Raw genomic sequence first — 12797 nt, 5'->3', positions numbered from 1 at the left:
ATGCAGAAACGGCCAAGCGTGAGCTTCGCCGTTTCCTTTTTTTTAATAGGTATGTCCTTTGTCGTCGCTCATCTCTTTAGTGTTTATCTTGTGCAGGTCAAGTGCTCTCCATGCATAGAATATATATGCCAGAACAAATGGTACGATAATAGATACGTAGCTCATTACTTTTAATGTGAACAGACTGGATGAACTGTTTTGTATGGTCAGCGAACTTTGCAAATCGGCAATGGACGGATAATATGCCGTATTGTTCCAACCGGCGCAAAGCAGTAGTGCCAATACCGTTAGAACTGTCCCGGTTCCGGTAAACCAGATCCCTTTTCTCCATTCTGCAGACAATAGAGTTTTCCCTATTCCAAATAGAACACTTATTACACCTATAACTAATACCGCTAATACTGCCGGCATCTCAATCAGGTTTATAAAGTATTTATAAGGCTGCATGAATACTTCTCCGGTTTCGGGGTTAACGGCAAAACCTTTTGCGAACATTAGATGAACCACAAATAGAAGGAAGAAAACCAGAAAAAGGATTGTTTCAGGAATAAGTTGTTTGCGGCTTCTGTTTATAACTTCGGTATCATCGATATTATTGATGAAATAAAGTAAAGCCAGTGCACGGGCAAGGAAAAATACGGCCAGTCCTAAGCAAAGATTCCAGAATACAATGGCGGCTTCCAGTCCATGCCAGGGATTTGCCCATGTGGATATTACCGGCATTGCTATGTCGGTCAGTTGTCCTTTGTTTACCACAAATTCGGCGCCGTTAAAGAAGGTGGCTACAGCTGTTCCCAGTAAAATAGGACCTGCTATACCATTAATCATCAGAAATATCTGATAGGTTTTCTTTCCCAACAGATTCCCTTTCTTAGCTTGATACTCGTAAGAGACAGCTTGAATTACGAAACAGAGTAAGATAAGCATCCATACCCAATATGCTCCTCCGAAGCTGGTAGAATAGAAAAGAGGAAAAGAGGCAAAAAAGGCACCTCCGAAAGTAACCAGTGTTGTAAATGTGAACTCCCATTTACGCCCGGTTGAGTTTAACAGCATTTTTTGTTGCAATTCGGTTTTCCCTATTGTGTATAGCAAAGACTGTCCGCCCTGAACGAAAAGCAGGAAAACAAGCAGTGCCCCAAGTAAAGATACAAGGAACCACCAGTAATGTTGTAATAATATATATGTACTATCCATATGCTAATAATTATAAGTTGTGAATAACAAATTGTCCGTTATTAATGTCCACTTGATTGTGGTCCTTTTTTGACAGCTTTCACCATGATGCCTATTTCTGCAATCAATAAGATTGTAAAAAGGATGAGGAATAAATAGAATGTGGTCTGCACAGAGGATGGATTCAACTTGGATATTGAGGCCGAAGTCGGCAGTATGTCTTGTATGGCCCAGGGCTGACGTCCCACCTCTGCAACAACCCATCCGGCTTGTCCTGCAATATAAGCCAGTGGAACCGACCACAGGCAAACGTATTGCAACCAACGGGCTTCTGCAAATTTGTTTTTCTTACCATAGATTAAAGCGATGAGAAATAATAAAATGAAATATCCTCCTAATAACACCATAATGCGGAAAGAATAGAAGGTAAGTCCGACATGTGGAATAAGCTCTGCCGGATCTTTAATGTAACCATATCCGAAGTATGCAAAATTGTCGTTCAATATAGTACGGCTTTGTTCGGCCAGTGCTTCGTTTTTGTCTTTTTTAGCTTGGCGGTAATCGGCTAACGCTTTGATTGCAAGTCTGCCCTTTGCTATTTTTTCTTGGGCGGAAAGGGCCGGCGTTCCATTATGTGTTGTGTAGCCTCCTTCAATCAGATTGACAATTCCCGGGACATACGCATCTGCTTTGCGTTCAGCAAGGAAAGACAGAAGTTTAGGAACTTGGATTCGGAAGATGAAAGGGTTAACATTGTCCTGGTAACTTGTCTTTTGCGGATTTAGAATCCCGATAGCTACCAACCCTTGCCCGTTGCTTCCTTCATATAGTCCTTCCATAGCGGCTAATTTCATTGGCTGCTTTTGGGCTACCTGATAAGCGGAACCATCACCTGTCCATATAATTAAGATAGATGCAACTAAACCGAAGATAGCTCCGATTTTGATACTCGACAGGGCAAATTCTACTTCTCTTTTCTTTAATAAATACCAACTGCTGATACCAACGACAAACAGTGCCCCGACAATCCAACCGGAAAGCACGGTGTGGAAAAATTTATTGATAGCGACAGGAGATAGGGCTACATCCCAGAAATTAAACATTTCATTACGAACAGTGTCCGGATTGAATTGCATACCTGTAGGATACTGCATCCATGCATTTGCGATCAGAATCCATAAGGCAGAGAGTGTTGCACCTACGATTGTAAGCCATGTGGATGCAAGGTGGAAACGCTTGCTCACTTTATTCCAACCAAAGAACATGACGGCAATAAAAGTGGCTTCCATAAAAAAAGCCAGAATACCTTCGATGGCAAGAGGCGCACCAAAGATATCTCCTACAAACCAACTATAGTTAGACCAGTTGGTTCCGAACTCAAATTCAAGTATCAGGCCGGTTGCTACCCCAATAGCAAAATTAATACCGAAAAGTTTCATCCAGAACTGGGCCGTTGTTTTCCAGAACTCTTTTCCCGTCCGGACGTAAATAGTTTCCATAATGGCCTGTATAACACCCAATCCCAATGTCAGGGGGACGAATAACCAGTGATACATGGCCGTAAGGGCAAACTGTGCTCTCGACCAATCAATCAAAGAAGTGTCAATGCTTTCAATCATATTATTAATGTTTAAGGAGTAATTGCTCTGTCTATAAGTTGGCTTGAAACGTGTTCTTCTTTTTCTTTATCGCTATTAAACTGGTTGAGGTAATTGGGGAAAAAGAATAACCTAAGAATGAAAAACATAATGAACAATTTGACCAGGATTATAAGCCAAAGGGTTTTACCTAGTGTCATTTCACGAAAACCTTCCAGGTAAAAACGGTAGATTCGTATTAGAATAAAATCTTTTTTCATACATGTATTTTCATTAAGATAACAGATGTGAAAACAAGAATGTTTCAAGTTAATACAAATATAATGAAAAAGACTATAATTGCTGTCTGCAGGATATAATAAATATCTATTAAAAAATAGATTATATCTATCAGCTGGTATTGAATACATGCGTGCAGGGCAAACGCATTAGGATTTTTTCTTTCTTTCCTGTGTTTTTTGTACTTTTTTCTACCTTTGCTTTGTATCTCTAACTTATATTCTTTATGACTCCTTCTTCTGATTACTCTTTATTATTATCTTTTGCTCGTGATGTTGAAGACTTCCGTACAGGTAATCGTCTATACTACCCTTCCTGTAGCATTATTTTCATGGCTTTTGTTGGTATCCTTTGTGGAGGTAAAGACTGGGATGATATCGTTGAAATCGCTGAATCTAGTGAAGATTTGCTCTCTGAGTACTTAGGTTCTTGTTTTGTTGGTGTGCCTTCCCATGATACTTTTAGTCGCTTTTTCTCTTTGGTTAATCCCTCGAGTTTGGAACAGTCTTTTCGCAAGACTATGTCAGCCCTTCAATCTCAATTACGCGGCGATTTGGATCATTCTCAGGCTAGTAAAGATAAAGAAATAGTAGCCTTTGATGGCAAATATGCTGCCTCTGTAACCGATGTTTCTGGTTTGAATGTAGTTACTGCTTATGCTACCGGAACCGGATTGTGTTTAGGACAGGAGGTGGCAGATAAAAAGATAAACGAGCCCGAGCAACTTCGCAAATTAGTTACAGACCTTTATTTGGCAAGTACTATTATTACTGCGGACGCTCTACATTGTCAAAAAGAGTCTATCAAAGCTATTACAGCAGCTAAAGCTGATTATCTGATTATTGTGAAAGCCAATCAAGAGAAATTATATGAAGGTATATTAGAAGGGATTCGAGTAGAAAACAACCGTGATAAAGCTAAATGGATAGATCATGCCGAAGAAATAACCCGAGGACATGGGAGAGAAGAAGTCCGTATTTGTCATTCCTGTTCTCATTAGGGATGGATACCTGAGTGTGGAAAAGAATGGGAAGGAATCAAAAGCTTTGGTACAATTACTTCCCAAAGAACGATACTGTCTACAGGAGAAACGACCACAGAAACAAGATGTTTCATATCTTCCTTGGAGAAAGATGCACCCATGCAATTGAATATCATACGAAATCACTGGAAAATAGAGAACAATTTGCATTGGCAACTAGATGTATCTTTTAATGAAGATGAGACCAAAATGAAAAAGAACCAAGTGTTAAACCTGGCTATATTAAGAAAAATGGCAATGCCGGTACTGAAAGCCTTTACATACAAAAAAGGAGCATCCTTGAAAAAGAAAATGTTAGCAGCAGCATTAAAGCCCAATATAAAGAAAGAGATAATGAAAAAGGCAATGGTACTATATCAAAAATCCTAATGCGTTTGCCCTGTTTATTGCCGGTCTATTATTAAGTTGACAATTATCGGCCGCTAAGTTGATAGTTGTCAACAATCTATTTTGTCGGTATGAAAATCAAATTTGCATTCGGTAAAAAACAGAAAGATGCCGGCATGTAGGAATTATTTCTCTGTTAAAAAAAATTATTTTAAATGATAAAGCACTTTCATAGGCTTGTCTTTAACACAGTATTGGTTATATTTGCGACAATTTGAACCACAAGAAGGTGGAAAAACACATGGAATATTATTGTTAAGTGCTAATCTATAAAAAATTATTACTATGTCAAACATTTCAAGAAGATCTTTCCTCCAAAGAGGAGCAGCCGCTGCTGCTGCATTTTCTATTGTTCCGGGTTCTATCCTTGGTAAAAGTCACGGATATGTAGCCCCTTCCGATAAATTGAATATTGCTGCCGTTGGTATTGGTGGTATGGGTAATGCAAACTTAAAGAACATGGAGACTACAGAAAATATCGTAGCTCTTTGTGATGTAGACTGGAAGTATGCAAAACCTGTATTCGACCGTCATCCGCAAGCTAAAAAATATTGGGACTTCCGTAAGATGTATGATGAAATGGGTAAGTCTATCGATGCTGTATTGGTAGCTACTGCAGACCATACTCATGCTATTGTTTCTGCCGATGCAATGACTTTGGGCAAACATGTATATTGCCAGAAGCCGTTGACCCACTCTGTTTATGAATCTCGTTTGTTGACTAAGCTGGCTGATAAATATCAGGTTGCTACACAAATGGGTAACCAAGGCTGTTCGGACGAAGGTGAAAACCTGGTTTGCGAATGGATTTGGAATGGAGAAATAGGTGAAGTAACAAAAGTGGAATGTGCTACAGACCGTCCTATCTGGCCGCAAGGTTTGAATGTGCCCGATAAAGCAGATAAGATTCCTTCTACTTTGAATTGGGATTTGTTTACAGGTCCGGCTGAAATGCGTCCTTTCAACCATATTTATCATCCATGGAACTGGCGCGGATGGTGGGCTTATGGTACAGGCGCTTTAGGTGATATGGCTTGCCACATCATGAGTGCTCCGTTTAAAGCTCTGAAATTAGGTTATCCTACAAAAGCACAAGGTTCGTCTACATTGTTGCTGACGGATTGTGCTCCGCAGGCTCAGCATGTAAAACTGACATTCCCTGCTCGCGACAATATGCCTAAGGTCGCTCTTCCGGAAGTAGAAATTCACTGGTATGATGGCGGTATGATGCCGGATCGTCCTGTAGGATTCCCTCAAGGAAAAGAACTGATGGGTTATGGAGGCGGATTGTGTATCTTCCACGGAACAAAAGATACATTGATTTGCGGTTGCTACGGACAGAATCCTTGGTTGTTGTCTGGCCGTGTACCTAATGTCGCTAAAACAGAACGCCGTGTTGCTAATGCAACTAGTGGTGGTCATGAACAAGACTGGATCCGTGCTTGTAAAGAAAGCGCAGGAAACCGTGTAAAAGCTAAGTCAGACTTCTCATTGGCTGGTCCGTTTAATGAAATGGTTGTAATGGGTGTATTGGCTGTTCGTTTGCAAGGCTTGAACAAAGAGTTGCATTGGGATGGCAACAATATGCAATTTACAAATATCAGTCCGGATGAAACAATCAAGACTGTTATTAAAGACGGCTTTACAATTAAAGACGGTCATCCTTCATTCAACAAGACATGGACTGATCCGGTTAATGCACAACAGTTTGCGGCTGAATTGATCAAGCATAACTATCGCGATGGTTGGAAGCTGCCTGATATGCCGAGATAATTTGTAAAAAACATAAATCCAAAAATGAAAAAGTCAGTATTATTAGCAAGTGCCGCAGTTATGATGTGTTATTTTACATCCTGTGGCGGTGGAAAGAAAACAGAAGATACAGCTACTGCGGAAGCTACGACAGAAGAAGCTGCTGTTCCCGAATATAGAATTGTGAACGATCTTCCTACTGTTGACTTGTCGACTTTCCCGAAAGACAAAGATGGAAAGATTGTTATTTTTGATGGCAAGACATTCAACGGATGGAGAGGTTATAACCGTTCCGACGTACCTGCTGCTTGGGAAGTTGTAGACGGTACTATTCATATTAAAGGTTCGGGTGCCGGTGAAGCTGGTTCAAAAGACGGTGGAGACCTGATTTTTGCAAGCAAACTGAAAAACTTCGAACTGGAACTGGAATGGAAAGTTGCCAAAGGTGCTAACTCCGGTATCTTCTATCTGGGTCAGGAAGTTATTTCTAAAGATAAGGATGGCAACGATGTAAAAGAACCTCTTTTTATCTCTGCTCCTGAATGCCAGGTGCTGGATAACGAAAATCATCCGGATGCAAAGATGGGTAAAGACGGCAACCGTCAATCTTCTTCTTTGTATGATATGATACCAGCCAAACCGCAGAACGCTAAACCGTTCGGCGAATGGAACAAAGTGAAAATCCTTTGCTACAAAGGCACAATTGTTCATTATCAGAACGACGAACCTGTAGTAGAATATCATTTGTGGACTCCGCAATGGAAGGAAATGCTTGATAAGAGCAAATTCAGCAAAGAAAAATGGCCGTTGGCTTACGAACTGTTGCTAAATTGTGGTGGCGAAAATAAGGAAGGCTTCATCGGACTTCAAGATCATGGTGATGATGTTTGGTTCCGTAATATCACAGTTAAAGAACTGGATTGATCCTTATTAAGTAAACAAATAACTTCAGATAAAAACGCCCGAAGCCGGAATCTAATGTTCTAGCTTCGGGTATTTTATTTTATATGGATATTTTTAGAACCAACTTTCAGACTTAATATACAGAATGATGAATAAAGAACAATGTTATACGAAAGCACAGCTGACCTGGTTGATGATGCTCCGGCTTTTTATCGGTTGGCACTTTATGTATGAAGGAATGGTAAAGATTATGAATCCGAAATGGACTTCGATGCCTTACCTCCTCGATTCAAAAGGTTTTGCCTCTTCCTTTTTTATCGGATTGACGCAAGATGCAAATATGGTAGATATGATCAACCTTGCAAATGAATGGGCTCTTTTGCTTATTGGCCTGGGGCTTACACTTGGATGTTTATATCGCCTGTCTTCAGTGGGTGGAATGATACTGCTGGCTATGTACACTTTGTCGCATCCTTCTTTTATAGGAGCAGAGTATATGATGCCTTTTGAAGGCTCTTACCTTTGGATAGATAAGAATTTGGTAGAACTGGCTGCATTGGGATTATTGTGTGTATTCCCGACTTCTCAGATATTTGGTTTCGACCGCATGTTAGGAAAAGTTTGTCCTATATTACATAAACTTAAATTGATTTGATAAAGGCTATGGCAGAAGATGTTAATAAAACTCCCGCTCAGGAACAACAGCCTGACAAAGGCCGCCGGGATGCGTTGAAAACGTTGGCTACCGTACCTGTATTGGGTGCATTGGCTTACGGAGTCTATCAGAAGAGAAAAGATGCCCTTAGGGGACGCAATATATCAGATGTATTTCAGGTGAGCGGCGATAATGCCAGTTATCTTGAACCTGTAAAAGATGGTAAACAGATACGCTTGGGAATGATCGGATTCGGAATCCGTGGCAAGGATTTGATGCGGGCGGCCGGATTTGCCGAACCTTCCTGGATAGATAAAGTTATTGAATTTCACAAGCAGAACAAGAAAGATACCAATTACGAGCAATATATGTTGCAAGACGACCTTAACGTCGTTGTAAATGGTGTCTGCGATATATTTGATAAATATGCAGAAGCCGCCCAGTTGGCAGCTTCCAATATTAACCGTGAAGGATCAAACGGTAAATTTGGTGGTGCCGTACCAAAGCGTTACCGTACCTATCAGGAACTATTGGCCGCAGATGATATTGATGCTGTAATTATTGCAACCCCCGACCACTGGCATAGCACTATGGCTATAGAAGCTGCCCGTGCAGGAAAACATGTTTACGTAGAGAAACCTCTTTCGTGGACCGTGCCCGAAACCTACATGGTACGTCAGGCCGTGAAAGAAAGCGGTATAGTATTTCAGTTAGGGCATCAGGGACGTCAGACCGACTGCTACCAGAAGGCCGAAGAGATCATAGGCAAAGGGCTGTTGGGTAAAGTGAATCTGATAGAGGTTTGTACCAATCGTAATTCGCCTAACGGAGCTTGGGTATATGATATTATTGAAGGAGCATCGCCCGATACTATCGACTGGAAACAGTTTGAAGGTAATCCTGACCGCGTGAAGGAATATATGGATTATATGACTAAGAATGGCCTGGAAAGATATATCGGTCCGGACGAACGTGATAAGTTCAGTCTGGAACGCTTTTTCCGTTGGCGCTGCTGGTGGGATTACAGTACAGGGCTTTCCGGTGATTTGCTGACTCATGAATATGATGCGGTAAACCAGATTATGCACGTCGGTATTCCTCATTCGGCTACTTCTTCCGGAGGCGTGTACTTCTTTAAGGACGGACGTACGGTTCCGGATGTTTTGCAGACCGTATTCGAATGGCCGGATAAAGATCTCTCCATGTTATATAGTGCAACGTTGGCAAGTGCCCGCGGACGTGGTAAAGTCTTCATGGGACATGATGCTTCTATGGAAGTTTCCAACATGCTGGCCATTACTGTTGATCCTGATTCAACCCGTTATGCCGACAAGATCAGCCAGGGTATTATTCCTACCGATACACCGTTCTATACATATGTGCCGGGACAGAACAGCACAGATTCGGTAACATCGCCGACTGAATTGTATTTTGCAAAACGCGGTTTGCTTTACACTTATGTAAACGGGCGCCGTTATGATACCAGCCACCTTCATATCCGTGAATGGCTGGAATGCATCCGTCAGGGAAAGACTCCGAGTTGTAACATAGACCGTGCTTTTGAAGAAGCTATGACTGCCCACATGGGAACCCGCGCTTATCTGGAAGGACGTACTATGTATTGGGATAAAGATAAAGAAGAAATCGTAAGAGGCGAGAAGGCCTGAGCTTGAAAACGCAGTGCGATTAATGTGGGAGGTCGTTGTAATTAATTTTATGCTTGAAGAATTAATTATGACGACCTTCCTGATTAATTTGTGAACCTTCAATGTAACTACAGCAACCTCTCTGATTAATTTGTAAGCCTCCTATATAATTACAGAGGTCTCCCTGGTTGATTTGTGCCCCTTTTTTTATCTACCGAAAAAAAACGATGTGCGGAGTGTAACCCAATTACTTCGCGTTGCGTCTTATCTACAAAACCAATATATTAACATTAAAAAAAAGAAGAATATGGATGCAGAATTATGGATTCCGATTATTGCAATTGTTTGTGCCGTCGGATTACCTGTTGTATTAGGTATTGTAGCTTGTTATCAGACTATTAAAAGCCGCCATGAAGAACGGATGGCTATGATTGATAAAGGTTTCATACTTGAAGAACCGGAAAAAAAGGCGAATCGCTATCCGGCCTTGCGAAATGGAATTGTAATGATTGGACTTGCTTTTGGACTGATTGTTGGAATTTTTGTATATCCCATGATGCCGGCCGTAGAAGAATGGTTGAATCTGGCAATTCCTACTATGGCGATTCTGTTTGCAGGTATTGCTTTTGTTGTTTACTTCTTTGTTTCGCGCAATATACAGTTGAAAGAGAGACAAGAAGATAATAAATAAAAGTTGCCGGATGGATGAGCAAAAATGGATAACGTGCATTTTGGCAGGGGATACTCAAAGTTTCTCCTGCCTTGTCGCGAAGTACGAGAAGATGGCTTATACCATTGCTTTTCGTATTATGGAGAATCGCGAGGAGGCAGAAGAAGTGGTACAGGATGCTTTTGTAAAGATGTATCGTGCCCTACCGGAATTCCAGTTCGGGAGTAAGTTCTCTACCTGGTTTTACCGGATTGTCTACCGTACGGCCTTATCTGCTTTGCGTGGGCAACATATCTTTGCCGGCTATGAAGAAGCAGGAGCAACCGATCTGACAGTTGCCGAGATGAATGCAGCTTCTTCCGTATTGGAAAGAGAAGATCGTAAGGAGGTCATTTCCCGTGTGCTTAAAGAGCTTCCGGCCGACGAAAGCCTGTTGCTTACTCTCTATTATCTGGAAGAGTGTTCGGTGGAGGAAATCCGCCAGATTACCGATCTTACTACTTCCAATATCAAAGTGAAATTATTTCGTGCACGCAAGCATTTTTACGAAATAGTACAAAAGACTATGAAAATAGAAATATCAGATTTATTATGAATACAACAGAAGAATATGTTAATAAACTGACCCGGGATTTAATGAAAGATACAGCCGAGCAACCCCCTTTTTCGCTCAATGCGCGTATCATGGCATTGATTATGGGAGAAAAGCGGGCAGCTATTCATAAGTGTTACATGAAAAAGCTTCCTTCTTTCAGTACTATACTTATTGTTTTTATTGTCTATATGGCGATTATTGCAGGTGGTGTGATGCTTTGCATGAAAGAGTATGCTGCGACAGACAGTATGATCCAGACGGTAAAGCATTTCTTTCCATTATTACTTACAATCAGTAGTTCTGTTTCGATATTCTTTTTCTTTACCCAACTGGATAATTGGTTACGGATTAAAGAGTCGATGAAGGAAAACTTGCATAATAAATAAAATTGGATAGACATAAAAAAGCCTCAGGATTTACCGAGGGCACTGAAAAATATACAATTTTTCAGCATTCCTCTTCCGATGAGGCAAAACAAAAGGTTCGCCAAGTTCATTCAATTGGATTTGGCGAATTTTATTTTTTTAGAAGGATGGTTCGCTATTGGCTTAGATTGTTTCCCCAAAAGACTTCAAATGGGCTAACTTAAAAAACATATTTTCCATTAATCATTAACTTAATTTGAGGATTCTCTTGATGTTGGCTACGAAAATAACCATAGCGCCTTGCATTCGCATGCAATCTATGCCATACGCCCAGGCCCGGTCATAACCTAATACGTTTTTTAATTCTGAGTTCTTGGCTTCTATCTTATACCGGATTTTAGCCTTCTCTCTGAATTCATCGGACTTCTCGAAGTCGGCTTGTCGCTTGTGTTGCTCGCATTGGATTTGTACGGCATATGTTTTTGTCCTGGCTCCGTCCTTGTAGCAGCCGTTTCTTCGTGAACATGGCTTACACTTCTCTACATCGAAGTAATATACCATAACCTGGTTTTTAGCCTGATTCTTTTTCCCTTGCCGGGCACGCCTTATCGCCATGTGTCCGGCCGGACATACAAACATTCCGGCATCCTTGTTAAATTCGAATTTATCTTCATCTTTACGTGCACCATTGCTTATCATCGGGTTTAGTCTTGCCACCAGCTTAAATCCATTCGCTTCATCATTGGATAAAATAATGTTGTCCTTACCCGAATATGCGGTATCTCCTACAACTGTCTCCACTTCCATACCGTTTGCACGGCTCTGCTCCACAAGTTCCTGAAGTTGTGGACCGTCTCCCTTTTCTCCAGAAGTGACAGTCGCAGCAGTGATGATGCGTTCGTCACTCATGGCAATATGAGTCTTGTAACCAAAGAAGGAATCATCCGTGCTTTTATGGCCCATCCGCGCATCCCCATCCTTGGAAGTCACATAATGATCCTCGATATCCGACAATACCTCCTTGAGCATGTTCAGCCGTTCTTTAATCTTAGGGACCTCGGCCAATGCGGGATTTGAACCCACCACGTCAATCAACGCCTTTGTATAGCCAAGCTCGTGTTCAATATCATCAACCGTGTTCTTTTCTGGAAGAGAACCCTTTATCCGATCGTCAGTGTTATAGATGCTTTTACGTAAATGCTTGGAGCGTAACCGCAATATCTCCAGGGAAGACCAAGGATTGCTCCGTGAGCCGGTGTGGGTGGCATCAACTATTATCGTGCGTGACTTGATAATATCTTTCTCTATGGCTATACTCACTGTTTTACCGATAAGCATATCGAGCAGATCCTTATCTTTAAGCCGCAACTTGCGAAATTTACACAGTGAACTCGGATTGATCAAATCTGTTTCCTCCGGATTCATATCAAGGAAGTATTTGAAAGACATGTCATATCTGGAACGTTCTACCACATCAACGTCTGAAATGTCATAGATCGTCTTCAACAAAAGATACTTGAACATCCGTACTGAGCTTTCTGCCATTCTGCCATTGTCCTGACAATACTTATCTACCAGCTCCTGGTGGATAAAAGAGAAGTCTATTAAATCATTGATTTGCCGCAACAGGTTATCCTTAGGGAGGATCAAATCATATAAATCAGCATAATCGCTGAACTGAATGGTTCGTTGTAGTGGTAACATATCTCTCTGATTATGTACCATAAAG

Annotated in this window: 12 protein-coding genes and 1 pseudogene; 9 read left to right on the top strand and 4 right to left on the bottom strand. The window is 41.2% G+C overall.

The annotated features are described in order from the left end of the window. Positions 1-42 precede the first annotated feature (42 nt). The 3 genes from CTY47_RS04855 to CTY47_RS04845 are packed head-to-tail and all read right to left on the bottom strand — an operon-like array spanning position 43 to position 3034. The gene (locus CTY47_RS04855; protein WP_099463654.1) at positions 43-1197 is read right to left on the bottom strand and encodes a cytochrome d ubiquinol oxidase subunit II; all 1155 of its coding nucleotides are present in this window, start codon (positions 1195-1197) and stop codon (positions 43-45) included. A 41-nt stretch (positions 1198-1238) separates the two neighbouring features. Continuing rightward, positions 1239-2795, bottom strand: coding sequence for a cytochrome ubiquinol oxidase subunit I (locus CTY47_RS04850; protein ID WP_099463653.1), 1557 nt, complete (start codon positions 2793-2795; stop codon positions 1239-1241). Positions 2796-2806: 11 nt separating this feature from the next. Continuing rightward, the gene (locus tag CTY47_RS04845) at positions 2807-3034 is read right to left on the bottom strand and encodes a DUF4492 domain-containing protein (protein ID WP_099463652.1); all 228 of its coding nucleotides are present in this window, start codon (positions 3032-3034) and stop codon (positions 2807-2809) included. Between the two features lie 245 nt (positions 3035-3279). Between CTY47_RS04845 and CTY47_RS04840 the strand changes: the two are divergent. From CTY47_RS04840 to CTY47_RS04800, 9 genes and pseudogenes are all read left to right on the top strand, one after another. Beyond that, positions 3280-4284, top strand: a pseudogene (locus CTY47_RS04840) (ISAs1 family transposase); the annotation flags it as partial. After that, positions 4285-4464, top strand: a complete 180-nt coding sequence (locus CTY47_RS17275; protein WP_233202118.1) for a hypothetical protein — start codon at positions 4285-4287, stop codon at positions 4462-4464. It begins immediately after the preceding pseudogene. Positions 4465-4767: 303 nt separating this feature from the next. Beyond that, a complete protein-coding gene (locus CTY47_RS04830; RefSeq protein WP_099463651.1) occupies positions 4768-6255 on the top strand; it encodes a Gfo/Idh/MocA family protein in 1488 nt (495 codons plus the stop codon). Positions 6256-6279: 24 nt separating this feature from the next. Then, positions 6280-7158 (top strand): 3-keto-disaccharide hydrolase, encoded by an 879-nt coding sequence (locus CTY47_RS04825; protein ID WP_099463650.1) that lies wholly within the window; start codon positions 6280-6282, stop codon positions 7156-7158. Between the two features lie 127 nt (positions 7159-7285). Next, a complete protein-coding gene (locus CTY47_RS04820) occupies positions 7286-7792 on the top strand; it encodes a DoxX family membrane protein (RefSeq protein WP_099464084.1) in 507 nt (168 codons plus the stop codon). A gap of 8 nt (positions 7793-7800) precedes the next feature. Beyond that, positions 7801-9459 (top strand): Gfo/Idh/MocA family protein, encoded by a 1659-nt coding sequence (locus CTY47_RS04815; RefSeq protein WP_099464083.1) that lies wholly within the window; start codon positions 7801-7803, stop codon positions 9457-9459. Positions 9460-9745: 286 nt separating this feature from the next. Continuing rightward, positions 9746-10129 carry a DUF6249 domain-containing protein gene (locus CTY47_RS04810; RefSeq protein ID WP_099464082.1) on the top strand — a complete coding sequence of 128 codons (384 nt, stop codon included), beginning with the start codon at positions 9746-9748 and terminating at the stop codon, positions 10127-10129. 10 nt (positions 10130-10139) lie between these two features. Further along, a complete protein-coding gene (locus CTY47_RS04805) occupies positions 10140-10703 on the top strand; it encodes an RNA polymerase sigma factor (RefSeq protein ID WP_099463649.1) in 564 nt (187 codons plus the stop codon). Continuing rightward, positions 10700-11089, top strand: a complete 390-nt coding sequence (locus CTY47_RS04800; RefSeq protein WP_099463648.1) for a hypothetical protein — start codon at positions 10700-10702, stop codon at positions 11087-11089. The genes CTY47_RS04805 and CTY47_RS04800 overlap by 4 nt, the downstream gene beginning before the upstream one ends. 225 nt (positions 11090-11314) lie before the next feature. Here the strand turns inward: CTY47_RS04800 and CTY47_RS04795 are convergent, their stop codons facing one another. Further along, complete coding sequence (locus CTY47_RS04795; protein ID WP_099463647.1) at positions 11315-12772, bottom strand: IS1182 family transposase; 1458 nt, start codon at positions 12770-12772, stop codon at positions 11315-11317. Positions 12773-12797 lie beyond the last annotated feature (25 nt).

The organism is Parabacteroides provencensis (assembly GCF_900232875.1).
In the GTDB taxonomy this organism is placed as follows: Bacteria; Bacteroidota; Bacteroidia; order Bacteroidales; family Tannerellaceae; genus Parabacteroides; species Parabacteroides chinchillae.
The sequence above is the reverse complement of the archived record's forward strand: the minus strand, read 5'-3'. Positions and strand labels throughout refer to the sequence as shown.